This is a genomic window from uncultured Rikenella sp. (genome assembly GCF_910579375.1).
In the GTDB taxonomy this organism is placed as follows: Bacteria; Bacteroidota; Bacteroidia; order Bacteroidales; family Rikenellaceae; genus Rikenella.
This window is the reverse complement of record NZ_CAJTUJ010000025.1, coordinates 1-21,787: the sequence shown is the minus strand read 5'-3', so window position 1 is coordinate 21,787 and position 21,787 is coordinate 1. Positions and strand designations below refer to the sequence as shown.

The window sequence follows — 21,787 nt, the reverse complement described above, 5'->3', positions numbered from 1 at the left end:
TTAGGCGGCGGCGCGCGAGCAACTGGAAAGTAATAACGGCCGCGCGCCATGACGCGAACGCGTCGGCCAAGCGGGCCCCACGTCCCGTGGACGGGCGAAACTGCGTTTCGCTATGGCAGACTCTATCCCCGTTCTTTGTCCGCGCGCTGGCGGAAATTTTATTCAAAGCGCAAGACGCTTTGAATGATTTCCTTCTTCAGCGATCGCGCGCGGTCGAGCTCTGTCCCGCCTCGAACTGTTCTTTTTGTTCACAAAAAGAACCCAAAAAAACTTTAGACGGATGCTAACGCACCCTCAAACTGCCGGGAGCCCTCACCAATACGACACTTGCAGACAACCGCTACAATCCCCCTCACTCCGCTGCCTTCACCACCAACTCCACCGTGCGCATCTTCGTCCTTACCCGAAGCCACTCCGTCAGCTTCCGACGCTGATCCTCCTCCAAAGAGACATCCGACGCCGGAACAATGTAACAATAGACCACCGTATCCGCCACCCGACCGTCACCCGTAAAGACCGGAACCTTCGACAGACTCACCCGCCCCACCAGCTGCGTCCCCCACAACGATCCCAACTCACGCACAATGTCTGCCGCAGGCAACGTATCCCGCAAATAACGATCGGTCAGCTGCTGCAACCGTTCGATTTTCCGATTCTTCTCCTCCAGAATCTCAACATTGCTGTGCAGGACACTCTGCATCATCCGCCCGTCCAACCCATCGTCCGTCCCCGCCTGATGCACCACCAACCGCGTATGCCCCAGACGATAGGCCGGCAACTGATTGCGAGCCAGCGCAATCGCATCCTCCGACACTTTATTCCCGATCAGCATCACATCGATCGTCGAAGTGTCGCGCGCATAGGTCGGCGTGGCGCTCACCACCTCCGCCCCGTCGAACGTCAACACCCGCTCGATATACTCCCGGGCATTGCTCTCGAAAATCGTGCGCTGCACGATGTCGTAAGCCAGCACGATACTCGGCACCAACGTCATGGTCACGATCACCGTCATATAACGTCTCGCCCGCCGCTCCCGTTTCGGATCGACGAAAGCCGTCTTCCGGTACTTCAGAAACCGAACGATAATGAACGTCCCGACCGCGATGAACACCGCATTGATAAAGAAAAGATAGAACGCCCCGAGAAAAAAGGCCATATTCCCCCGCGCCAGCCCGAACCCGGCCGTACAGAGCGGCGGCATCAGCGCCGTAGCGATCGCCACCCCCGGAATCACCGTCGAAGTCCGATCCTTGCGCGACTGGGCCACGATTCCGGCCAGCCCCCCGAACAACGCGATCAGCACATCATAAATCGTGGGCGTCGTCCGAGCCAGTAGTTCGCTCTGCGCCGTACTGATCGGACTGATCCAGAAATAGAGGGTCGAAGTAACCAGCCCCACCGCCGCCGCCAGCCCCAGACTGCGCAACGACTGCTTCATCAGGTCGAAGTCATTGACCCCGAGCGCCAGTCCCACCCCCATGATGGGCCCCATCAGCGGCGACACGAGCATCGCCCCGATGATCACCGCCGTGGAGTTGACATTCAGACCGATCGACGCGATGAAGATCGCGAAGATCAACACCCACAGATTCGTCCCCCGGAACTCGACCCCCCGGTTGATATTCTCACGCACCTCCTCCTCCGAGGCCTTGTCCTCGTCGAGGTTGAAACGATCGCGGATAAAATTGAGAAAACGGCTGCGGAGCGACGTATTGAACTCGTTCGATTCAGGCATAGGAACAACGGTTTTCGTTCAGCGAGAGACAAAGATACGGCTTTTCCCGAGGAGTCGCAACCCGCCGCCCGCAACGAGATTCCCGCCGGGCTGCCAATCCTTCGCAGAATAAAGTTCACAGAAAAGTCGCCTAAAATTTTTCGGGATATGATTTTTTATCTACATTTGAAAAACGAATCGGGGAGCACTGCCCTTTGCGGGGAGGGGTCGGTCTGTTGTCCGACCGGCGGAACCGAACGACTGAACTAAGGATAACCGGCGTGTCCGAACGGACACGCTACCAATAACTTAAATTAAAACTGTATGAGCAATTTTGACTACAACGACCGGAGCGAGATGGACTCTATGGGCGATGAACTGTACTCCGTGCCGGTGAAGGCGGGGAAGCGCATCTACTACTTCGATGTGAAAGCTACGCGCGGCGGGGACTACTATGTGACGATCACCGAAAGCCGCAAGAAGCAGATGCGTGACGGGAGTTTCACGATCGACAAGCACAAGATTCACTTATACAAAGAAGACTTCCAGAAATTCGGCGAAGGTTTCAAAGAGGTGGTAGACTACGTGAAACGCGAACGCCCGGAGCTGTTCAACCCGGACGGTTCGGCAATCGGCTCGGGACCGGCCAATGCGTCGGAAGGAACGAGCTCGATCTCTGAAGACGATTTCTTCAAAGGGTTGTAATTCGGCGGTTTACTTGTCTTTCAGGTAAACGACCGAACAAACGCCGCATGTCAAAAGAACGATACGAAATGGCGCCGGGCACCGAAGTATTGGTTGCATGGAGCGGCGGCATCGACTCTGCGACTGCTGTGGAACTACTGCGCGAGGCGGAATACCGTCCTCGCGCTCTTTTTTTGGACATGCTCGACGCCGCTCCGGCGCGGGAACGGGCTCGGGAGATGGCCGAGAGGATGGGTATACCCTTGATGATCGAGCCTTGCCACGAGTTGTTCCGGCGCGAAATCATCGACTACACGCTGGCGGAACATGCTGCCGGGCGGACACCGGCTCCGTGTTCGCGCTGTAATCCGCGGATCAAATGGCGACTCTTAGCCGAAACGGCCGACCGGATGGGAATTCGTCACATCGCGACGGGACACTATGCACGCACAGCGACCCTGGACGGACACGTTTGTTTCCGGCGCGGCGCAGATGCGGCGAAAGACCAGTCTTACTATTTGTGGGATGTGCCGGAAGAGATCGTCTCCCGGGCGATTTTGCCATTGGGCGGCTACACCAAACAAGCTGTAAAGGCCGGCATGGCGAGGCGATATACCGTCCTGCCGACGGGACGGGAGAGCATGGGAGTCTGTTTTACGGGAGATTCGAATTACGAAGATTTTTTACGGCGCCATTTACCGGTCGGCTGCCTGACCTCCGGCGAGGCGGTCGATTGGCGGACAGGAGCGGTGGTGGGCCGACACGAAGGATACGGACTCTACACGGCAGGACAAAAACGGGGGATTTCACCGATCGCTTCGGCACTGAACAAAGGCGGGAAGCCGATGCGGGTGGTTTCGCTCGATCCGTCACGGAACCGCGTGGTTGTCAGCACGGAAGAGGAGGCGTTATCACGACGCACCGTGTGGCTGACGGCGTGGCGGACAGTGGTCGCACCCGCCATGTTGTCAAGACATGCCGATGAGTTGGAGATTCGGGTGCGGGGCATCGGGCGCAATCCGCAAAAAGGAGCTCGAATCACAGTCGAACCGGACGGCCAAATGCGGATCGACCTGTTGAACGATTCGGTCTGGGCTCCGATGCCCGGCCAGCCGGCGGTTTTCTATCTGAACGATTGCGTGGTCGGCGGCGGCATCCTGGACAGGATATAACAGCACTGCCGCTTTCGTGAAAGAAAGCGGCAGTTACAGACCGGTTCAAAAAAAGAGGTGCTACGCCCCGAATCCACCCCCGCCGAGGCGTTTGACCTGTTTGGCCACGTCCTGTCCCTGATCGTTCTGGTCGATCGAGAACTCCACCTCGTCCCCCGGCGCCAACGCCGAGAAATCGCCTTCGATCACATCCAGACTGTGGAAAAAGAGGTTGTTGTTCGGGTATTTGATAAACCCGTACCCCGTCTTGATGCTGAGAATCGTACTCGTATACCGCGCTCCCGGCTCCCGTCCGACCCGTCCCGGCGGCGTAAACTCGTCCTCCGCTTCGACCACCGTCTCGTCAGCCTCTTCCCCTCCCTCTTCCGCCGCGTCGCCGCCTTGCGACTTGGCATCGTTCGCCACGAAGAGATTCATAATCAACTGATTATTCTGTTTCAACCCGCAATCGATCACCTCCTGCATCGGCACCGGATAGTGCGCCAGGGTGAGCAGCTCGTGCGACGTTTTGGTCACGATACGATTCCCCTCGTCGTTGATGTACTCGAACTCCCAGCTGATCAGCATCACCCGCACCCCCAGCGCAATGAGCTTGCGCACCAGCGGCACATAGTCCGTATCCGCCACCACCAGCACCGCAATGTCGATCTTGCCCCGGAGCGCCATCTCGTAGACCTCCAGCGCCAGCCACACGTCCGTTCCGCGCTCCTCCTTCCGTCCGTAGATGTTGCGAAGCGGCAGGTAGTGCGGGTGCACCCCTTCCGACATCAGGATATCGTCGAAGACCCGGTCGTGATACAACTGGCTGCCGCGTTGCGCCGCGTCGGAAGCATTGAGCCGGCCGCGAAAATAGTGCGCCTCGTTGACCCGACACCGTTTCGGATCGATCCCCTCCTCTTCGGCCACCCGCTGACAGATGAAGTCGTGCAATCCGTTCAGGCACAAGCGTCGCCGCTGGGGATGGATGTAATTGTAATAATTCGACGCGTGGAGCAGAAAGTTGCCGTCATAAAACACGCCGATCTTGGGCGCAGCGCAATGGTTGGAATACATAAGATACAATAGAAACGACTGGAATCGTGAGAGTTATTTAGGTCAATTCTATGACGGGTTCAAAGATAATATATTTTCATTAAAGTGAATCGGTTTTCGTCCTTTCTTCCGGAAAGATCGCGCCATTGAACGAAATCGAACATAAATAAACGATTGCGAAGGATTTGTTTCGAAATGACCGGTCGGATTTCTGACACTATTTTCGGATAGCGGCCGAACCGGGCCGATAAAAAAACTTGGCACGGTTTATGAGAAAAGAGCGAAGAAAACCCTATTTTTGAATTTTGGTATAAAAAAGCGCAGCGTTATGGGATATCATGAAATGGAGATCGGACTGAAACAAGTGGCCGCTTACGTGGCCCGGTGGCACGAAACGGGCCGCGTACCGACCATCGAACGGGACATCGTACTGGAACGGATGCAACGGATATACGCCGAAATCATGCAGTTGCGGTGTACGGACGGCGTGGCGATGCAACTGGCGGCAGCGAGAGTCGAGGTGGAACACGTACCGGCGACGAACGGATACGACGGAATGGCGCCGGAAGACGAATCGTTCGAAGTGAACGGCGGAGGAGTCGACTACGGTTTTGCGCCGATGGCGGAGAGTGTGGCGGCGACCGAGCCGGCAGCGACCGCACAGTTCGAAGAGCGTCCGGCCGCTGAGCGGGAAGACCGAATGTCACAAACGACCCATACGGTGCAGGAGGTGGGCGAACAGGATCCCTGCCCGTCGCAGACGCGTTTTCTGGAAGAGCGGGAGGTGGTTCTGCCTTTCCCGGAGGCTGCTGCAGCCGAATCGGCTGTAGAACCGGAGCCGGTCGAACCCGTTACGATAACCGAAACCGAGATCGAACCGGAACCGGAATCAGAGCCCGAACAGGAGATCGAGCCGGAGACCGAGGCTCCGGCGAAAGGAGGCCGGTCGGAAGAGAGCTACCTGACGCAGGAGAGCGGTTCGCGGGAGGGCTGTCCGCAAGCGACCGAAGTGCCGGCGATGGAGCCGGAGATAACGGCACCGACGAATACAACTGCACCAGAACGGGCTGCGGAAGCGGACGAGACGCCGAAAAGCGGCCGGAAGCCGGAAAAGAAAAAGCCGGAAGCCCCGCGCATCTTCGGCATCGAAGTGAGCCCTTATGCGCGACACGAGATGATCGACACCCTGTTCCACGGGAACGAGGCGATGTTCGAGTCGGAGTGCGAAAAATTAGACACCATGGGGTCGTTAGAGGAGGCGCTGGTCTACATCGGCGAGATGTACCGCTGGATTCCGGAGAATGCGGCGACGATCAAATTCATCGACCTGCTGGAAGCACGGTTTGGAACAGAAGAAGGGGAGGCCTGAGGGCCTCCCTTTCTTCTGTTTTATCGTCCCGCTCCGCGCACGGCGGCCAACGCCGCCACGCTGATTCGCACCCCGGCAGCGTCCCGTCGGACGGCCGCCGCACAAGCTGCCACGGTCGCACCGGTGGTCAGCACGTCGTCCACCAACAGGATGTGTCTGCCCGCCAGCCGTTCCGGCCGGGTCAGCCGAAAAGCCCCCTCCACATTCCGATGCCGGTCGGCGGCATCCCTGCGCCGCGCCTGCGTCCGCGTGCGGCGCACCCGCCGCAACGATCGAAAATCATACGGAACACCCATACTCCGCGACAATCCCACGCAAATCTCCTCGGCCTGGTTGTATCCGCGCCGTAACCGCTTCGTCCAGTGCAAAGGCACAGGAATCAACAGCTCGATATCCCGATAAAACGGCGACTCGCGCAACTCGCGTCCGAACATCTCGCCCATCGCCACCGCGATATCGCGCCGACCGGCATATTTCAAAGCATGAATCATCCGCCGATAACCGCTCTCGTGCCGAAAGGCGAAGAGAGCCGCCGCATGGGTCAGCTCCGGAATCGAACGCTCCATTCGGGTGACGACCGGATTGCGCGCGGCCACCCAGTCGTCGGTCAGAGGCATCTCCCAGCGGCACCGCAGGCAGATCGTCCGTTCGCCCCGCCCCAGCGCAGTGCCGCAGACCGGACAGACCGGCGGAAAGAGCTGTTCGCCCAGCCACCTCAGCCCCTCCCGCAAAGGCCGTATCAGCGAACGCAGTGTCAATTCTTCGAATCGTTAAACTCCTCACCCGAATCTCCCGCCTCTGTCGTCAGCGCCTCGTCATCGGCCCCGCTGCCGATGATCGGACTGTGTCGCAACTGAGACACCGCCATCGTCTCGCCGCGCACCACCGCTTTGGGAAAGAGCTCGCGAACCCGCCCCAAGAGCATCGACACCTCGGTCATATCCATGCAATACCCGACCATCGTCCGAAAAGTCGGATTGTCGTAGATCACCTCGCCCGGAATCCCCGGGAAGCGACTTTTGAAGGTAGCCAACGCCCCGTACGCCCGGCTCCGCGCCTCCTGCGTATTGTCGAAAAAGATGCAGATACGGTAGCCCGTCACCCGATCTTTCCGCCGCATGGAACGCAACGCCGCGCTCACCGAGCCGTCGTTGTTCACCACCGCCTGAGCTCCCGTCGCGACGTCGGGCGTCCGCAACCGCGCCGTGTAGTTTCCGATCCGCTCCTGAGCCTCCGCCGAAAGGAGGCAGAAAAATGCAAAAAATGAAATCAACCCTATTTTCATCGTTCCGTCGTATTTCAATCTGTCATTAAAAAGTTCATCGGCATCTGCTCCAAACTCCTCCTTACCTGTTCCGCGTTCACCCGTCGGCTGAAGCGAACCGTCCGTTCCCGCAACGGCCGGCCCGCCACGAACTCCAGCGTACCCGCCACACGCAAGTCCGCCTCCCGGGGCGAAATCGTCCCCCGAGCCAGCCCGACCAGCTTCGGCATGACTGTCGTCACCGTCTCCAGTCCGAATCGGAAGCGGAACGGGATCTCGACCCGGTGCAATCCCGGCTCCACGACGAACGATTGTCGCGACCTCATCGTCCCCACCGTCGCCCCGTCCAGTCGCAAATCGAATCGCATGGCATCGAAAATCACCCGATCCCGATTGCGGTTGTCCACCTCGACCCGAACCACCCCTTCGACGAAGCCGACGCCGAACCGTTCGACCGAAGCCGATGCGATCTCGGTGACGCGCAACTGCATCAACGGACGAGCGCCGCACCCAACGAGCAGGCAGGCCAGGAGTCCTCCCAACCAAATAGAAAAATATCGTTTCATGGTTTTTCAGCCGTATAAATCATGGCAATCCCACCCGTCAGCCGTCGTTTCTGCGGTCGGACGAAACCCGCCTCCGTCAGGAGCCGACAGAAAGGCTCGCCGTACGGAAACTCGCCCACCGACTCGGGCAGGTAGTTGTAAGCCCGCGCGTCGCGCGACACCAGCCGTCCGACAGCCGGCAAAATACGCCGGAAATAGAACCAATAGAGCCACCCCAGCGCATTATGTCGAGAAGGCATCGAAAATTCGAGGATATAAACCCTCCCCTGCGGCACCAGCACCCGATACATTTCGCTCAGGCCGCGGGTCAGATTTTCGAAATTCCGCACGCCGAATCCGCAGGTCACCGCCTCGAACCGCCCCTCGTCGAACGGCAACCGCTCGGCATCGCCCTCGACCATCGGAAACTCCCGCCCCGGAAAACGGGCGGCCACCTTTTCGCGCCCGATGCGCAACATCCCGGGCGACAGATCGACGCCCGTGACAGCCGCTGTCGGCAAGGCGCGCCCCACGGCAATGGCCAGATCGCCCGTCCCGGTAGCCACATCCAAGACGGTCGCCGGTCTCTGACGCCGCACGCCGCCCACCAGCCGGGCCCGCCACCGCCGGTCGATCCCGAGCGAAAGCACCCGGTTCAACAGGTCGTAGCGACGGGCGATGGCATCGAACATCACCCGCACCTGTTCTTTCTTCCCCGCAGGGTCTTCGTCGTAAGGTTTTATCATCGGAATCGAATCGATTTTTCGGGCGATATGCGCGCGATGATCGCCGTCGGCAGCCCCATCGCCGCCGTAACGACGGCCAGCGTACCGAGGTTGAGCCACACCGCCTGCATCCAGTCGATCCGCACCGGCACCGTCGCCATCATGTAACTCTCCGGATCGAGCGTCACACAGCCCGTATATTGTTGCAGGAGGCACAACGCCAGCCCGACCGCATCGCCCCACAGCAATCCCCGGAGCGTTATCCCCGCTGACCGCAGCACGAAGATGCGCTGCAACGTCCCGTTGCGCATCCCCAAGGCCTTGAGGATGCCGATCGTCCCGGTCTGCTCCAGCACGACGATCAGCACTCCGGAAGCCATGTTGACCACCGCCACGACCAGCATGATGACGATCACGAGGGTGGTATTCAGCCCCAGCATCTCCAGCCAGTCGAAAATCTGGGGATACCGCTCCTCGACCGTCGTCACCTCCCACCGTTCGCCTCCCTCCTCCTCGCCCCAGCCGAACCAAAACGCCCCGTCGCCGCCCACCGCCTCGGTCAAGGCCTCGGCCACCGCCGACCGGTCGCAGCCCGGCGCCACAGCCACCTCGTATCCTCCGACCTCGCCCGACCGCCAGCCGTTCAGCCGCTGCACGACACCCATATCGCAAAAAACCGTCGCCCGGTCGAACTCCTCCATCCCACTATCGTAAATCGCCGCCACCCGAAACCGGTCGCGCCGCGTCCCCCCGTCGCCCATAAACAACGCCTCGAACCGGTCGCCCATCCCGAGCCCCAGTTCGTCGCACAGCCGCTGCGAGACCACCGCCTCGCGACTCCTGACCCGATCGGTATAAACCGGAATCCGCCCGGCCACCAGCTGCGCATGGAGAAACATCGTATCGCTCTCCGCCGCCAAGCCCCGCAGCACAATCCCCTGGATCGTCTCCTCGCCCCGAATCACCCCGGTTTTGGTCGCAAACCGTTGGATCCGGGCCACCCCCTCCACCTCCGCCAACTCGGCCATCCAGGCCGAATCGACCTCCACCGGCCGGGTCTCGTACGCGCCTCCCCCTCCGGCCGCCGCCACCCGGATATCGGCCGCAAAACCCGCCACCTTATCGCTGATCGTGCCGCGGAATCCGTTCACCACCCCCAGTGCCACGAGCATCACCGCCACGCTGACCGCCACACAGAACGTCGCCACGCGCAGCATAATTTTTCCCTTGCGTCCCGGCGCGCCCAACCGACTGGCTATGAAAGTCTCGATCATGGATGAGGTCTCGGAAAATTCAATTCGTCGGACAAATGTAGCTCAATTTTTTTGGAAGTTCGGAAAAGTGTTGTACTTTTGCCCCCGGTGGATGTAGTTCAGTTGGTTAGAACGCTTGATTGTGGTTCAAGAGGTCGTCGGTTCGAGCCCGATCTTCCACCCGCTTTACTTACCACAATATAACACGAAAGAGGTCTGTTACTCAATGCGTAACAGACCTCTTTCTCATTCTCCGGCCGACGAGACGCTACCGCACCTCGATCTCTTTCACCGCCGGTTTCAGCTCCTCGGCGCTCTTTTTCGGCAGGTCGATCGTCAGGACGCCGTTCTCGACCTTCGCCTCGATCCGCTCCGTGTCGATGTCGTCGGGCAAGATCAGGTTCTGCCGGAAGTGCGAGTAGGAAAACTCCCGCCGCAGGTAGCGGCCTTGTTCCGCGCCCTCTCCTTCGGAGCGACGTTCGCTCTGTTTGTCCAACGTCACCATCAGCCGGTCGTTCTCTTCGATCCGGATTTTGAAATCCTCGCGCGTGGCTCCCGGAGCCGCCACTTCGACCCGGTACCGGTCGTCCGTCTCCCGCACATTGACCGCCGGCGTCGTGCCGTCCGTCTTGGCGATCCACTCGCTGCCGAAAAGGTTGCCCCACAGGGCGGGCCATCCGCGTTGTTCTCTGTTTGCTGGTATCATCATCTTTAAAATATAAAAGTGAATAAGTTATTAGCGGCCGCCACCGGCGACCGGCTCCCTCTGCTGCAAAGGGTGTGCCGCCGGTCGAAACCGGACGATATGACAGAAAGTTTCTGTCAGCCTGTCAGTCCCATCGTGCCGGATAAATCCTTACCTTTGAGTGCCCGAAATAGACGAAGGGCCCGAAACGAATTTCAATCCACACTTTAATAACGAGTAATGAGCAGATTATGGATCGCGGCATTGGCCGCTACGCTCGTCGTCGGCAGCTCAGGAGCGGCGTTCGCCGAAGCGCCGGCCGCAAAGACAAAAACCGAGCAGACCGCCGGAAAGCAAAAAAGCGCTAAAAAACGCAAAGGAAAAGCGGCGGCCGACACGACCGCAAAAAAAGCGGCTCCGGCCAAAGGGAGCATCGAAGCGACCATCAAGGCGGGCGCCCGGCGGACGGACGGCCTCTTCACGGTCTTCGAACAGGAGGGGAAATACTACTTCCTGATTCCGACTTCGCTGATGGAGCGGGACATGCTGGTCGTGAACCGCATCTCGAAAGCGGCGGCGGATATGCGCCAGGGCTTTTTCGGCTATGCCGGCGACCCGATCGGCGAAAATATGATCCGTTTCCGGCAGTCGCCTGACAAAAAACGGCTCTTCATCGAGAGCATCTCGACCCGCGAGCTGCCGCGCGACACCACGGGGGATATGTATCAGGCCGTTCTGCGGTCGAACCTGCAACCGATCGTCGCCTCGTTCGAAATCAAAGGCACGAACCGCGCGAAAGACTCGCTACTGGTGGACGTGACCGACTTCATCGGCGGGGACGTCGAGCTGACCGGTTTCGACAACTACTTCAAATCGAGCATGAATATCGGCGGGTTCCAGAAAGACAAATCCTATGTCGTGGGGGTCAAGGCTTTCCCGGAAAACATCGAGATGAAGAGCACGCGGAGCTACCTCATCACGCCGCGCGTCAACATTCCGGGCTTCAAGCCGAGCCCGATGCCGGCGACGTACGAGATCAACAGCTCGCTGATCCTGTTGCCCGAGGTGCCGATGCAGGCCCGGTATTTCGACCCGCGGGTCGGTTTCTTCACCGACAACTACATCGACTACGACAAGAATCCGCAAGGCGTCAAGAACATCCGGATGATTACCCGCTGGCGGCTGGAACCGAAGCCGGAGGACATGGAGGCCTACAAACGGGGCGAGTTGGTGGAACCGGCCAAACCGATCGTCTACTACATCGACCCGGCCACGCCGAAAAAGTGGGTGCCCTACCTGATCGCCGGGGTCAATGACTGGCAGGCGGCTTTCGAAAAGGCGGGCTTCAAGAACGCCATCGTCGGAAAGGTGGCTCCGACGCCGGAAGAGGATTCGACGTGGAGTCTGGAAGATGCGCGCTACTCGGCCATCGTCTACATGCCGTCGAACGTGGCCAACGCCATGGGGCCGCACGTGAGCGACCCGCGCACGGGCGAAATTCTGGAAAGCCATATCCACTGGTACCACAACGTGATGAACCTCCTGCGGAACTGGTACCTGATCCAGGCGGCGCCGAGCGATACGGGTGCCCGGAAGATGGTCTTCGACGACGCGCTGATGGGCGACCTGATCCGTTTCGTCTCGTCGCACGAAGTGGGCCATACACTGGGTCTGCGGCACAACTTCGGGTCGTCGGCCCTGACACCGGTCGACAGCCTGCGGAGCGCTTCGTACCTCGAAAAACACGGCCATACGGCTTCGATCATGGACTACGCGCGGTTCAACTACGTGGCGCAGCCGGAGGACGGCATTCGTCGCGAACTGCTCTACCCGCGCATCGGCGATTACGACAACTGGGCGATCGAGTGGGGTTACCGCCGGTTCCCGGAGCTGACCACGCCGGAGGCCGAGGTCGATACGCTCAACCGATGGATCATCGACCGGCTGGCAGCGAATCCGCGGCTGTGGTTCGGCACGGAGACCAACCCGAACGATCCGCGCGAACAGAACGAAGACTTGGGCGACAACCAGATGCGGGCCAATGAGCTGGGGATCAAGAACCTGAAATTCGTTCTGGCGGGGATTCCGGAGTGGACGCGCACGCCGAACGAGGGGTATGGCGACCTGAAAGAGCTGTACCGCGAGGTAATGGGCCAGTTCATGCGCTATAACGGCCATGTGGCCAAATGGGTAGGCGGCATCTACGAGACGCCGAAGACGGTGGAACAGGCAGGCCCGGTGTATGCTTACGTGGAAAAGGCGAAACAGAAGGAGGCGATGGCCTTCCTCGACCGCAACCTCTTCACGACACCGACGTGGCTGATCGACGAGGATATTTTCAGCAAAACCGGTCTGAACGCTCCGGAGGTCATCAGTCAGCTCCAAACTTACGGCATCAGCAATCTGATCAGCAATCGGGTGCTGGGCAACCTGCTCAAAGCCGAAGCGGCACAGGGCAGGGAGGCTTATACGATCACCGACCTGTTCGGCGACCTGAACCGTTCGATCTGGCGCGAGCTTTCGACCGGTGCGGCTCCGGATCTCTATCGCCGCGGATTGCAGACGCTCTACGTCAACCGGATGCTCTCGCTGCTGCCGAAGCCGGGGACGCGGATGCTCAATACGGGCGCCATCGATTCGCGGGTCGCTTACGAGCTGCGGACGTTGCAGAACCGGTTACAGCGGGCCACGTCGTCCGATACGGCGGTGAAGGCGCACTACCAGTACCTGGCTAAGAAGATCGGCGATGCGCTCGACCCGAAGTAGTCGTCCACACAACGTTGTATGACAGAAGCGAGGCTGGCGAACTATTTTCGCCAGCCTCGCTTTTTATTTACCCGTGCCCCTTATTTGGCTCCAAACCCCGCCCCGGGCTATCGCAATCGGGATACGGGCGCGCCGAACGGCGTCGGCGACCGCGGTTACAGCTGGTCTTCAACGGCCAGCAACACCTACGGCATGAGCCTGAGTTTGCACGTAACGTGGCTCCATCCCTACGGCGCATACGGCCGCAGCTACGGTTATCAGTTGCGTTGCCTCTCGGAATAAACGGGAAAAGCATCAAAGTTTGTCCAACACCCCGGCCCGAATCTCCGCACAGCACTCCCTCACCTGCACCTCCGTCATCGTCAGCGGCGGCGAGATGCGGAAGGCCGTATCGCAAAACAGGAACCAGTCCGACAGGTAACCCACCTCCTTGAGCAGTTCCATCGCCCGATACAACCGTTCCGAGCTCCCCAGCTCCACCGCCAGCAGCAAGCCGCTCCGCCGAATCTCGACCACCGCGGGATGATCCGCCAACAACTCCTCGAACAGCCGCCCTTTCGCCTCGGCCTGTTCCGCCAGACGATGCTCCTGCATATAAGTCAACGCCGCCAAACCCGCCGCACAGCAGACCGGATGCCCTCCGAAGGTCGTGATATGCCCCAGCAGCGGATCGCTCCGGAGCCCCGCCATGATCTCGCCCGACGAGACGAACGCCCCGAGCGGCATCCCCCCGCCCAGCGCCTTGGCCAGACAGACGATATCCGGCGTCACCCCGTATTTCAGCAAGGCGAACATCTCGCCCGTCCTTCCGAAGCCGGTCTGTATCTCGTCGAAGATCAGCAACGCCCCCACCGCCGAACACCGTTCGCGCAAGGCCTCCAGAAATCCCGAAACCGGCGGCCGCACGCCGCTCTCGCCCTGCACCGGCTCGACCAGCACACACGCCGTCCGTTCGGTAATCTGCGCCAGGTCTTCGAAACAGTTGTACCTCAACTTCCGGGTATCGGGCAACAACGGCCGGTAGGCCCCCACGAACTCCTCGCCTCCCATCACGCTCATCGCTCCGTGGGTCGAACCGTGATAGGCATTGTAAAACGAGACGATCTCCGTCCGATGCGTATGGCGTTTGGCCAGCTTCAAAGCCCCCTCGACCGCTTCGGCACCCGAATTGACGAAATAGACGCTCTCCAACGGCTCCGGCAGCAGTCCGGCGATCGCCGTCGCATATTTCACCTGCGGCCGCTCGATCGCTTCGCCGTAGACCATGATGTGCATATAGTCTCTGGCCTGCGCGCACACCGCCTCGACCACCGCCGGATTTCCGTGTCCGACGTTGCTGACCGAAACGCCCGAAATCAGATCGACATACCGCTTCCCCTCCGGATATTCCGGGGTGGCCGGCGTGTAAAAATAGATCCCTTCGGCCCGCGCCACCTCGATCATCAGCGGCGCGTCCGATGTCTGCCCCACATGGCGCAGAAATTGTTTACGCAATATTTCCATACTTTCGATCCCGATGAACAAATCTTCACCTCGTTTCACAATCCTTTCCTTTGCGTCGAAAGAGACCCGATCCGCGAGCCGTTGAACGAATGGGTATGACATGAACAGTCCGGTGAGATATTGGACAACATCGGATCGACTTTCCTCAATCGCCCTTCCGCGTCGATCCACAGTTTCGACCAACAAGCTCCCTCGCCGATATGCACCCATCCACACCCGTCTTGCGGATATCCGTCCTGGGAGACCACCCACCAAATCGGCTCCGTAGTATTCAACCGAGGCTTTACAGCCGAATAAATCTCATCCCACCGATCCCCCACCCGCGAAAGCAGATAACGAAACAGAGGGGTATAATCATACCCATTTGTCACCGAGCTGGTCGCACTCCTCATCGGTAAGTATCGTCCGTCAAACTGCCGCATCGCTTTGGAATGACGTTGCCAAGCAAACCGTCCCCCTTTTGATCCGATAACATGGCATTGATAAGACGACTTCCGGTTTACCTTGCGGTACAACGGTTTGATCTGATCTTTTTTCATTCGTTTTCTTTATTTAACCTTCGCAGATAAACCCGCCCCGTTCCAGAATCCGCCGGTAGTCGCGCACCGAGTGGCACAACCAGCGATAGAGCAGCCTGTCCCGATCCCCCGGAGCCAGTTGCCAGGCAATTCCGGATTCCGGGTCGCGCACCCGTTCGGCGAGCCGCTGCGCCACGATGGCTGCCGACACCGAGATGTTGAGACTCTCGGCGAATCCCACCATCGGGATCGAGATCACGGCATCGGCGGCCGCCATCAATCCCTCCGATATCCCCGACTTTTCCGTCCCCATAAAGACCGCGAAGGGCCCGGCCGCCACATCGAAATCCGAGGGGGTAAAGTTCACGCGCCTCCCATCGGCCTCAGCGTCGGGCCTCGGCGGAGCCGTCACCGCAATCCGATACCCACGGCTCCGCAAATGGGCCACCAGCGTCTCCGAGTCGTCCCATTTGCGAATATCCAGCCATTGATCCGTCCCCCGCACAATGTGTTTGTTGGGCGCGAACCGAACCGTCCGCTCCACGGCATGCATCTCCTGCAACCCGAACGCCTCGGAGCTGCGGATCACGGCACTGGCGTTGTGCGGGTAGTAAATATCTTCGAGACACATCACCAGGTATCGCGTCCGGAAATCCAGCCGCCGCGTGAGGCTCTCGTAGCGTTCCGGCAGCACAAAGCCGCGCAGGTATTCGATCTTCCGCCGCAAAAGTTCGGGCGGGTCGGTGCGTTCGCCGGGGGCCTCTCTCCGCACCGGCCGCAGGTCGCCCTCCCGCAGCGAAGCGTTCAGGTCGCGCAGCTGCTGTTTGGTCGGCAGCCCGTTCTCTTCGAAGTAGTTGTTATTTACGGTATTTTCCCTCTTTATCGTCATCCTCCAGCATTTTCAGGTAACTCACATAACGGCTCTCGGCAATCTCGCCGCGCGCCACGGCTGCCATCACGGCACAATTGGGTTCGTGGGTGTGGGTGCAGTTGTAATACTGACACTCCGGCGCCCGACGGAACAGGTCGGGGAAGTAGCGTGCCAGCTCATCCGGCGCAATATCGATCAATCCGAACCCCTTGATTCCCGGGGTGTCGATCAAGAGTCCTCCGCCGTCGAGCGGAAAAATCTCCGAGAAGGTGGTCGTATGCTTTCCTTTGTGATGATAGTCCGAAATGGCGCCGGTTTTCAGCCCGAGCCCCGGCTGAATGGCATTGATGAGGGTCGACTTTCCGACTCCGGAATGGCCCGTAAAGAGCGATGTTTTCCCTCGCATCCGCTCGCGCAGGGCATCCATACCGATCCCTGCGGCAGCCGAAATTTCGAGCACCTCGTACCCCGCTCCCCGATAGATTTCGACGAACGAGTCGATCGCTTCGCGATATTCGGGGGCGGCGAACAGGTCGATCTTATTGAGCAAAAGTACGGTCGGCACACGATAAGCCTCGGCGGTCACGAGAAAACGGTCGATGAATTCGGTACTGGTCACCGGCCGGTCGAGCGTGACGACCAGATAGGCGACGTCGATATTGGCGGCAATGATATGGGACTCTTTCGAAAGATTCGAGGCGCGGCGGATGATGTAGTTCCGCCGGGGCAGAATTTCGGTAATCACGTTTTCTCCTTCGGCGGCCCCGGTCTCGACACGCACGCGGTCGCCGACGACAACGGGATTGGTGGTCCGGCTGCCGCGCAGACGGAAAACGCCTCGTATCCGGCATCTGATTTGGCGTCCGCTCTCGGGGTCGAGCACCTGATACCAGCTACCGGTACTTTTGGTAACGATTCCTTGGGTCAAATCGGTCATAGGAACAAAGTTAGCATTTCCGGGCTGAAAAAGAAAGGGGGGCGCTATGCAGACAGCCCCGCCCCGGGCTACCGCAACTACACCTTGGGCGCGCTGAGCGGCGTCGGCAACGAGGGTTCCGTCTGGTCGGCTTCGGCCAGCGGCATCGGCGGTCTGGACTTATATTTTCACATAACGGGGCTCTATCTCAATAGCTCGAACGGTCGTGGTTACGGTTTTCAGTTGCGGTGCCTCTCGGAATAAACGCGCCCACTGGGCGTTCTACTACCAGCCTCGGCCTTAAAACTGCCAGCCTCTACCCCAAACTGCGCCCCGCCCCGGGCTTCCGCGACCACTCTTCGGGCGCGCTGAACAACGTCGGCAACTACGGGTTCAGTTGGTCTTCCTCCTTTAGCGGGACTGGCGGCATGTTCTTGAACTTCGACGCGCAGAGCCTCACTTCCAGCTACGTGGGCCACCGTGCCCACGGTCTTCAGTTGCGTTGCCTCTCGGAATAAACGGACGCACTGCAGGAGAGGATAAAGAGAAAGAACCGGGGGCGGGCCGGTGCCATGACGTAAACCCGCTGACCGCAGGCCATAAAAAAACGGGGATGCGCAAAGCCATTTGCACATCCCCGAAGTCTGTTCCGGTCTTCGACCGAACACGGTCGCCCTACGCTTCCGGAGCGATCGCTTCCGCCGGACAAACATCTGCGCACGTACCGCAGTCGATGCACGTCGAAGGGTCGATAACGTAAACATCGCCGGCCGAAATAGCCCCTACCGGGCATTCGTCGATACACGTACCGCAAGCGACGCATTTGTCGGGATCGATTTTGTAAGCCATGAGTGTATGAAATTGTTTGGTTTTGGTCAGACAAATGTAAGACTATTCCCCCGAATAGTCAAATTTATTCCTGCCAGCCCCGATAGCCCTCCGGAGCCAGTCCCAACAGCGACAGAATGCGCAGAACGACCGTATCGACCGCCTCGTCGAGCGTCTGCGGCTGCGTATAAAACGACGGCATGGCAGGCAATACGATTCCTCCCGCCTCGCAAACGGCGGTGAGATTCCGCAGATGGATCAACGAAAGCGGCGTCTCGCGCGGACACAGAATCAGCGTTCGTCGCCGCATCGGAGACCGCTCCTTGAGCATCACATCCGCCGCCCGGGCGATCAGATCGTCCGCCACACCGCCCGCGATCCGCCCGACGGCTCCCATGCTGCACGGAACGACCACCAACGCATCGTACCCCGCCGATCCCGAAGCCACCGGAGTGAAAAAATCGTCGTTCCGAAACTCCACCGCCTCGCCCGCAGCAATCCGCTGAGCAAGCCACGACAAAAATTCCGGCCGTTCGAACTCCGCCACCGCCCGACCATTCGACGTAAAGACGACTGCCACCTGCTCCACCCGTCCCGCCGCTCGCTCGTCCAACAGACGCCTCAACAGCCGCTCCGCATAGATCGCCCCGCTGGCTCCCGTAATGCCTACTGCCACTTTCATCGCCCCACGCGTTATTTCCGTTTCCAGACCTTCACCCAGTCGATCTCCATCTGCACCGGCAAGGTAGCCGGATCAACTCCGCCGACCCAGCCCCCGCCGAGCTGCATATCCATCAGGAGGTAGTAAGCCTGATCGAACGGGAACTGTCCCTCCAGCTCCGTCTCGATCTTCGGATAGACGAGCGTCGGACGGCCGTTGAGCGTAAAGACCACGCTGTCCGGATGGAACTCTACCCCGTAGGTATTGTACCCCTCGCGGTCGATCGGCGCCGTGGTAAACCGCCGGGGCGTCTCCTGCTTCAGGTGCAACGTATAATAGGAATGTATGGTCTGATACACCACGCTGTCGTAATTGAGGTGTTCCATGATGTCCACCTCGCCGTTCCGCGGATAGCGGCCGTATTTCTCGTCCTGGGCCAGCATCCAGAACGCCGGCCAGCTCCCCTGTGCTTCACCCAGCCGGGCCCGGATTTCGACTTTGCCGTATTTCACCGCGAATTTTCCGATCGTCCACACCCCGCCGGTCAGATAACGGGCCGTGTCGGACGCCGGATCGTCGTTGACGATCCCCCGCAAAATCAGGTTCCCGTCTTTCACTTCGTAGAGGTCGTCGCGAGACGACATATAATTATCCCAGTCCGAAGTTCCTCTCGGAATCTTCGACCACTTGGTCGTATCCAGCTCTCCATTTTTATTGAAATCATCTTTCCAGATCAATTTCCATTTCGGCGCCTTCGCCTTTTTCTGCTGTGCAGCAGCGCCCGAAGGCATCAACCATACGGCGGCTCCCAGCAGAAGCGCCGCACCGTAAAGGGTTCTTTTCATCTCGGTTGTATTTGGTTTTGGGTTACTCTTCCTGCGTCATCACCTTTTCGACCTGTTTCTGCGCCTTGAGCAGTTTCTCCTTGCAGAGGGCGATCAGCGTCGTCGCCCGCTCCACATAGGCGCCCAACCGGTCGATGTCCAATTCGCTGTCCTCCATCCGGGCCAGAATCTCTTCGATCTCGGCCACCGCTTCGGCATAGGTGATCTGTTCTTCCGTATTCGTTTTAGCCATTTTTCCGCTGTATTGATTTCGAAGTAACGTCCGCTCCCAAGACCCCGTCACGGAGCTCGATTTCGATCGTCTGTCCGACCTCGGCCTCCGCGACTCCCCGCACTCCTCTCACGATGGCATAACCGCGCGCGAGAATCCGCTGCGGACTCGCCGCCCGTACCGAGACCTCCAAGAGTTCCAATTGCGAACGGCGACGCGAAATCACCCCCTCCACCACCGCCCCGAGCCGTTGGGCGACATATTCGTTCCGCATCTCCGCCGCGGCGAGCCGTTGTGTCGCCAGCCGCCCCACTTGCGAACCGAACGAGGCACACCGGTGCCGTTCCTGTGTCAGCCGCTCGCCGACGCCGAACCGCAACCCGTTTTTCAACTTTTCGAGCCGCGCCAATCCGCCGTGCAGCACGCCCGAGCTCCGCGAAGCGAGTTGCAAACCGGCGTTTTCGATCCGATGGGTCTCCGCCACGAGCAGCTGCTGTGCCCGGCGCGTCACCCTGTCGCGAAGACCATTCAACTGTCCGGCCATTTCAGCCGCACGCCCCACCAAAAACGCCGCCACTGCCGTAGGGGTCTTGAGCGACGTGTGAGCCACCATATCGGCGACGCTCACATCCTTATCGTGTCCGATGCCGGTAATCACGGGCAGCGGAAACTGGGCGATATAGGCACAGAGCCGATAGTTGTCGAAACAGCCGAGATCGCTCGTCGAACCGCCGCCCCGGATAATCACGACGGCGTCGAACGGCACGTCGCCGAGTTCGGCCACTGCATCGAGGGCATCGACGATGGAGTTTTCGGCGGCGTCGCCCTGCATAACGGCGGGAAAGAGTCGCGTCTCGAACCGATAGGGCGATGCTTCCAACTCCTGCATAAAGTCCCGATACCCGGCCGCCTTGGGCGACGAGACGACGGCGATGCGCTGGAGCACATCGGCCAACTCGAACTCTTTGTTCATCTCGAAGACTCCCTCTTCTTTCAGCTGGGCGATGGTTTGCCGCCTGATCCGTTCGGTTTCACCGAGGGTATAGGCGGGGTCGATATCGCTGACCACGAGACTGAGCCCATAAACGGGGTGGTACGAGACGGTGCACTTGACGAGGACTTTCATCCCGGCGGCGAGATCGGAGCCGGTTTCGAACCGGAAATAGCCGCCGATCAGTTTGTAGGTACTGGCCCAGATCACAGCCCGGGCCTGGGCGACAGGGGCTTTGCCGTTATCGGGTCGTTCGACGAGTTCGAGGTAGCAATGGCCGGCGTAATTGACTTTGCATTCGCTGATCTCGGCTACCACCCACTGCGCTCCTCCAGCGTGCTGTTCGATCACGTCGCGCAGATGTCCCTGGAGGGCGGAGAGGGTGATGAAGGATTCCATGATTTACAAAGATAGGGGCTCTTTCGGGATTTCCGGCTAAGGTTTTCTGCGGTTTTCGGAGAGTTCGATCGCGCCCCGGGCTACCGCAGCTATACTTCGGGTATTCCGGTGTATCTCGGCCACGAAGGAACGGCCTGGTCTGCGTCGGCAATCGATCATTACTACGGCCTAAATCTGGATTTTCATACAATGGTGCTGCTCCCTAATAGTGCCAGCAGACGCGCCTACGGTTTTCAGTTGCGTTGCCTCTCGGAATAAACGGGAACGAGAGGCACGTAAAAACTGGCTATATTATAATAGCTAAACTTTGTGCGACCGAAACCTGCGGAGCCCAAAACGAGCATCGCGAGTTGCGGGCCTCCGCTGCGGGAGGCTTCGGCCCGCGCGGTTCTACGAGCCGCAAAAGCTCAGCTCCATTTATCTGTCGGGTTCGGGCTGCGCGCTCCCCGGGTGGGCCGAAGGCCCAGCGCGCAGGCCCGGCGGTTCTACGAACCGCAACTGCAACGCCCCATTCTATGAAGTTCGTCCTTGCGCGCTATTTCATGCTTAGCCTAAGTTTGCCGCCAGCGGTGAATGCAACGAACTCCGTCGAGTTGCAGCCCACTGCATGGGGTGGCGACGAACTGCGCGACTCTGCGAGTCGCAGAAGCTCGGCCCAAAGCACCGCCCCGTGTCCGCCTCACTGCGGCTCCGCTATCGCTCCGCCGCTTTTTCGCGCGCCTTGCGCGATTCATCTATATTTCGGCTACCGCCGAAATAGTTGAATCGCTCCTTTAGGCGGGGCGCGCTTTTGCATTGAAGTAATAAAGGCCGCCCGCCGTGGCGCGAACGCGTC

At 59.6% G+C, this 21,787-nt stretch carries 25 protein-coding genes and 1 tRNA gene; 9 read left to right on the top strand and 17 right to left on the bottom strand.

Features of this window, described 5'->3' with window-relative positions; all coding sequences use genetic code 11:
* On the top strand, positions 1 to 287 hold a 287-nt coding region (locus QZ302_RS04145; RefSeq protein ID WP_294592820.1), incomplete at its 5' end, for a hypothetical protein.
* Between the two features lie 65 nt (positions 288 to 352).
* On the opposite strand, the gene QZ302_RS04140 is transcribed toward QZ302_RS04145, so the two are convergent.
* On the bottom strand, positions 353 to 1,735 hold the full coding sequence (locus QZ302_RS04140; RefSeq protein WP_294592817.1) for a TIGR00341 family protein: 1,383 nt from the start codon (positions 1,733 to 1,735) through the stop codon (positions 353 to 355).
* Positions 1,736 to 2,038: 303 nt separating this feature from the next.
* Here QZ302_RS04140 and QZ302_RS04135 point away from each other — a divergent pair, with 303 nt between their 5' ends.
* Positions 2,039 to 2,419: a DUF3276 family protein gene (locus QZ302_RS04135; RefSeq protein WP_294592816.1), complete on the top strand. Its 381-nt coding sequence runs from the start codon at positions 2,039 to 2,041 to the stop codon at positions 2,417 to 2,419.
* 47 nt (positions 2,420 to 2,466) lie between these two features.
* On the top strand, positions 2,467 to 3,570 hold the full coding sequence (locus tag QZ302_RS04130) for a tRNA-specific 2-thiouridylase (protein ID WP_294592814.1): 1,104 nt from the start codon (positions 2,467 to 2,469) through the stop codon (positions 3,568 to 3,570).
* Positions 3,571 to 3,630: 60 nt separating this feature from the next.
* On the opposite strand, the gene QZ302_RS04125 is transcribed toward QZ302_RS04130, so the two are convergent.
* On the bottom strand, positions 3,631 to 4,623 hold the full coding sequence (locus tag QZ302_RS04125) for an NYN domain-containing protein (protein WP_294592813.1): 993 nt from the start codon (positions 4,621 to 4,623) through the stop codon (positions 3,631 to 3,633).
* Positions 4,624 to 4,930: 307 nt separating this feature from the next.
* Between QZ302_RS04125 and QZ302_RS04120 the strand changes: the two genes are divergently transcribed.
* Complete coding sequence (locus QZ302_RS04120) at positions 4,931 to 5,971, top strand: hypothetical protein (RefSeq protein WP_294592811.1); 1,041 nt, start codon at positions 4,931 to 4,933, stop codon at positions 5,969 to 5,971.
* Between the two features lie 20 nt (positions 5,972 to 5,991).
* Here QZ302_RS04120 and QZ302_RS04115 read toward each other — a convergent pair whose 3' ends face one another.
* The 5 genes from QZ302_RS04115 to QZ302_RS04095 are packed head-to-tail and all read right to left on the bottom strand — an operon-like array spanning position 5,992 to position 9,779.
* A complete protein-coding gene (locus QZ302_RS04115) occupies positions 5,992 to 6,729 on the bottom strand; it encodes a ComF family protein (RefSeq protein ID WP_294592809.1) in 738 nt (245 codons plus the stop codon).
* Positions 6,726 to 7,274 carry a hypothetical protein gene (locus QZ302_RS04110; RefSeq protein ID WP_294592807.1) on the bottom strand — a complete coding sequence of 183 codons (549 nt, stop codon included), beginning with the start codon at positions 7,272 to 7,274 and terminating at the stop codon, positions 6,726 to 6,728. The genes QZ302_RS04115 and QZ302_RS04110 overlap by 4 nt, the downstream gene beginning before the upstream one ends.
* Positions 7,271 to 7,801 carry an LEA type 2 family protein gene (locus QZ302_RS04105; RefSeq protein WP_294592805.1) on the bottom strand — a complete coding sequence of 177 codons (531 nt, stop codon included), beginning with the start codon at positions 7,799 to 7,801 and terminating at the stop codon, positions 7,271 to 7,273. Before QZ302_RS04105 ends, QZ302_RS04110 begins: the two co-directional genes overlap by 4 nt.
* The gene (gene ubiE, locus QZ302_RS04100; RefSeq protein ID WP_294592803.1) at positions 7,798 to 8,526 is read right to left on the bottom strand and encodes a bifunctional demethylmenaquinone methyltransferase/2-methoxy-6-polyprenyl-1,4-benzoquinol methylase UbiE; all 729 of its coding nucleotides are present in this window, start codon (positions 8,524 to 8,526) and stop codon (positions 7,798 to 7,800) included. The genes QZ302_RS04105 and ubiE overlap by 4 nt, the downstream gene beginning before the upstream one ends.
* Positions 8,523 to 9,779, bottom strand: coding sequence for an ABC transporter permease (locus QZ302_RS04095; RefSeq protein WP_294592801.1), 1,257 nt, complete (start codon positions 9,777 to 9,779; stop codon positions 8,523 to 8,525). Before QZ302_RS04095 ends, ubiE begins: the two co-directional genes overlap by 4 nt.
* Positions 9,780 to 9,865: 86 nt before the next feature.
* Between QZ302_RS04095 and QZ302_RS04090 the strand changes: the two genes are divergently transcribed.
* A tRNA-His gene (locus tag QZ302_RS04090) sits at positions 9,866 to 9,941 on the top strand.
* 85 nt (positions 9,942 to 10,026) lie between these two features.
* Here the strand turns inward: QZ302_RS04090 and QZ302_RS04085 are convergent.
* Positions 10,027 to 10,464 (bottom strand): Hsp20/alpha crystallin family protein, encoded by a 438-nt coding sequence (locus tag QZ302_RS04085; protein ID WP_294592799.1) that lies wholly within the window; start codon positions 10,462 to 10,464, stop codon positions 10,027 to 10,029.
* Positions 10,465 to 10,683: 219 nt separating this feature from the next.
* On the opposite strand from QZ302_RS04085, the gene QZ302_RS04080 reads away from it, so the two are divergent.
* Positions 10,684 to 13,209 carry a zinc-dependent metalloprotease gene (locus QZ302_RS04080; RefSeq protein ID WP_294592797.1) on the top strand — a complete coding sequence of 842 codons (2,526 nt, stop codon included), beginning with the start codon at positions 10,684 to 10,686 and terminating at the stop codon, positions 13,207 to 13,209.
* Between the two features lie 84 nt (positions 13,210 to 13,293).
* Positions 13,294 to 13,491 carry a hypothetical protein gene (locus QZ302_RS04075; protein ID WP_294592795.1) on the top strand — a complete coding sequence of 66 codons (198 nt, stop codon included), beginning with the start codon at positions 13,294 to 13,296 and terminating at the stop codon, positions 13,489 to 13,491.
* Positions 13,492 to 13,503: 12 nt separating this feature from the next.
* Here the strand turns inward: QZ302_RS04075 and QZ302_RS04070 are convergent, their stop codons facing one another.
* The 4 genes from QZ302_RS04070 to rsgA are packed head-to-tail and all read right to left on the bottom strand — an operon-like array spanning position 13,504 to position 17,038.
* Positions 13,504 to 14,712 (bottom strand): aspartate aminotransferase family protein, encoded by a 1,209-nt coding sequence (locus QZ302_RS04070; RefSeq protein ID WP_294592822.1) that lies wholly within the window; start codon positions 14,710 to 14,712, stop codon positions 13,504 to 13,506.
* A 35-nt stretch (positions 14,713 to 14,747) separates the two neighbouring features.
* Positions 14,748 to 15,251 (bottom strand): hypothetical protein, encoded by a 504-nt coding sequence (locus tag QZ302_RS04065; protein WP_294592793.1) that lies wholly within the window; start codon positions 15,249 to 15,251, stop codon positions 14,748 to 14,750.
* 13 nt (positions 15,252 to 15,264) lie between these two features.
* Entirely contained in the window at positions 15,265 to 16,119 is an 855-nt protein-coding gene (locus QZ302_RS04060; protein WP_294592791.1) for an RNA methyltransferase, read from the bottom strand.
* The gene (gene rsgA / locus QZ302_RS04055; RefSeq protein ID WP_294592789.1) at positions 16,088 to 17,038 is read right to left on the bottom strand and encodes a ribosome small subunit-dependent GTPase A; all 951 of its coding nucleotides are present in this window, start codon (positions 17,036 to 17,038) and stop codon (positions 16,088 to 16,090) included. The genes QZ302_RS04060 and rsgA overlap by 32 nt, the downstream gene beginning before the upstream one ends.
* Here rsgA and QZ302_RS04050 point away from each other — a divergent pair.
* Positions 17,021 to 17,281, top strand: coding sequence for a hypothetical protein (locus QZ302_RS04050; RefSeq protein WP_294592787.1), 261 nt, complete (start codon positions 17,021 to 17,023; stop codon positions 17,279 to 17,281). The genes rsgA and QZ302_RS04050 overlap by 18 nt on opposite strands.
* Positions 17,282 to 17,692: 411 nt before the next feature.
* Here the strand turns inward: QZ302_RS04050 and QZ302_RS04045 are convergent, their stop codons facing one another.
* From QZ302_RS04045 to xseA, 5 genes are all read right to left on the bottom strand, one after another.
* The gene (locus QZ302_RS04045) at positions 17,693 to 17,866 is read right to left on the bottom strand and encodes a 4Fe-4S binding protein (protein WP_294592785.1); all 174 of its coding nucleotides are present in this window, start codon (positions 17,864 to 17,866) and stop codon (positions 17,693 to 17,695) included.
* Positions 17,867 to 17,930: 64 nt separating this feature from the next.
* A complete protein-coding gene (locus QZ302_RS04040) occupies positions 17,931 to 18,527 on the bottom strand; it encodes a UbiX family flavin prenyltransferase (protein WP_294592782.1) in 597 nt (198 codons plus the stop codon).
* A gap of 11 nt (positions 18,528 to 18,538) precedes the next feature.
* A complete protein-coding gene (locus QZ302_RS04035; protein ID WP_294592779.1) occupies positions 18,539 to 19,351 on the bottom strand; it encodes a glycoside hydrolase family 16 protein in 813 nt (270 codons plus the stop codon).
* A 22-nt stretch (positions 19,352 to 19,373) separates the two neighbouring features.
* On the bottom strand, positions 19,374 to 19,583 hold the full coding sequence (gene xseB, locus QZ302_RS04030) for an exodeoxyribonuclease VII small subunit (RefSeq protein ID WP_294592777.1): 210 nt from the start codon (positions 19,581 to 19,583) through the stop codon (positions 19,374 to 19,376).
* A complete protein-coding gene (gene xseA, locus QZ302_RS04025; RefSeq protein WP_294592775.1) occupies positions 19,576 to 20,952 on the bottom strand; it encodes an exodeoxyribonuclease VII large subunit in 1,377 nt (458 codons plus the stop codon). Before xseA ends, xseB begins: the two co-directional genes overlap by 8 nt.
* A 108-nt stretch (positions 20,953 to 21,060) precedes the next feature.
* Between xseA and QZ302_RS04020 the strand changes: the two genes are divergently transcribed.
* Positions 21,061 to 21,210 (top strand): hypothetical protein, encoded by a 150-nt coding sequence (locus tag QZ302_RS04020; protein ID WP_294592773.1) that lies wholly within the window; start codon positions 21,061 to 21,063, stop codon positions 21,208 to 21,210.
* The last annotated feature ends 577 nt before the right edge of the window (positions 21,211 to 21,787 follow it).

What these genes read in the sequence shown, in the direction of transcription:
- QZ302_RS04140 (WP_294592817.1), bottom strand. Translation starts at nt 1,735, where the DNA reads ATGCCTGAATCGAACGAGTTCAATACGTCGCTCCGCAGCCGTTTTCTC.
- QZ302_RS04135 (WP_294592816.1), top strand. Translation starts at nt 2,039, where the DNA reads ATGAGCAATTTTGACTACAACGACCGGAGCGAGATGGACTCTATGGGC.
- QZ302_RS04130 (WP_294592814.1), top strand. Translation starts at nt 2,467, where the DNA reads ATGTCAAAAGAACGATACGAAATGGCGCCGGGCACCGAAGTATTGGTT.
- QZ302_RS04125 (WP_294592813.1), bottom strand. Translation starts at nt 4,623, where the DNA reads ATGTATTCCAACCATTGCGCTGCGCCCAAGATCGGCGTGTTTTATGAC.
- QZ302_RS04120 (WP_294592811.1), top strand. Translation starts at nt 4,931, where the DNA reads ATGGGATATCATGAAATGGAGATCGGACTGAAACAAGTGGCCGCTTAC.
- QZ302_RS04105 (WP_294592805.1), bottom strand. Translation starts at nt 7,801, where the DNA reads ATGAAACGATATTTTTCTATTTGGTTGGGAGGACTCCTGGCCTGCCTG.
- ubiE (WP_294592803.1), bottom strand. Translation starts at nt 8,526, where the DNA reads ATGATAAAACCTTACGACGAAGACCCTGCGGGGAAGAAAGAACAGGTG.
- QZ302_RS04095 (WP_294592801.1), bottom strand. Translation starts at nt 9,779, where the DNA reads ATGATCGAGACTTTCATAGCCAGTCGGTTGGGCGCGCCGGGACGCAAG.
- QZ302_RS04085 (WP_294592799.1), bottom strand. Translation starts at nt 10,464, where the DNA reads ATGATACCAGCAAACAGAGAACAACGCGGATGGCCCGCCCTGTGGGGC.
- QZ302_RS04080 (WP_294592797.1), top strand. Translation starts at nt 10,684, where the DNA reads ATGAGCAGATTATGGATCGCGGCATTGGCCGCTACGCTCGTCGTCGGC.
- QZ302_RS04070 (WP_294592822.1), bottom strand. Translation starts at nt 14,712, where the DNA reads ATGGAAATATTGCGTAAACAATTTCTGCGCCATGTGGGGCAGACATCG.
- QZ302_RS04065 (WP_294592793.1), bottom strand. Translation starts at nt 15,251, where the DNA reads ATGAAAAAAGATCAGATCAAACCGTTGTACCGCAAGGTAAACCGGAAG.
- QZ302_RS04060 (WP_294592791.1), bottom strand. Translation starts at nt 16,119, where the DNA reads ATGACGATAAAGAGGGAAAATACCGTAAATAACAACTACTTCGAAGAG.
- rsgA (WP_294592789.1), bottom strand. Translation starts at nt 17,038, where the DNA reads ATGACCGATTTGACCCAAGGAATCGTTACCAAAAGTACCGGTAGCTGG.
- QZ302_RS04045 (WP_294592785.1), bottom strand. Translation starts at nt 17,866, where the DNA reads ATGGCTTACAAAATCGATCCCGACAAATGCGTCGCTTGCGGTACGTGT.
- QZ302_RS04040 (WP_294592782.1), bottom strand. Translation starts at nt 18,527, where the DNA reads ATGAAAGTGGCAGTAGGCATTACGGGAGCCAGCGGGGCGATCTATGCG.
- QZ302_RS04035 (WP_294592779.1), bottom strand. Translation starts at nt 19,351, where the DNA reads ATGAAAAGAACCCTTTACGGTGCGGCGCTTCTGCTGGGAGCCGCCGTA.
- xseB (WP_294592777.1), bottom strand. Translation starts at nt 19,583, where the DNA reads ATGGCTAAAACGAATACGGAAGAACAGATCACCTATGCCGAAGCGGTG.
- xseA (WP_294592775.1), bottom strand. Translation starts at nt 20,952, where the DNA reads ATGGAATCCTTCATCACCCTCTCCGCCCTCCAGGGACATCTGCGCGAC.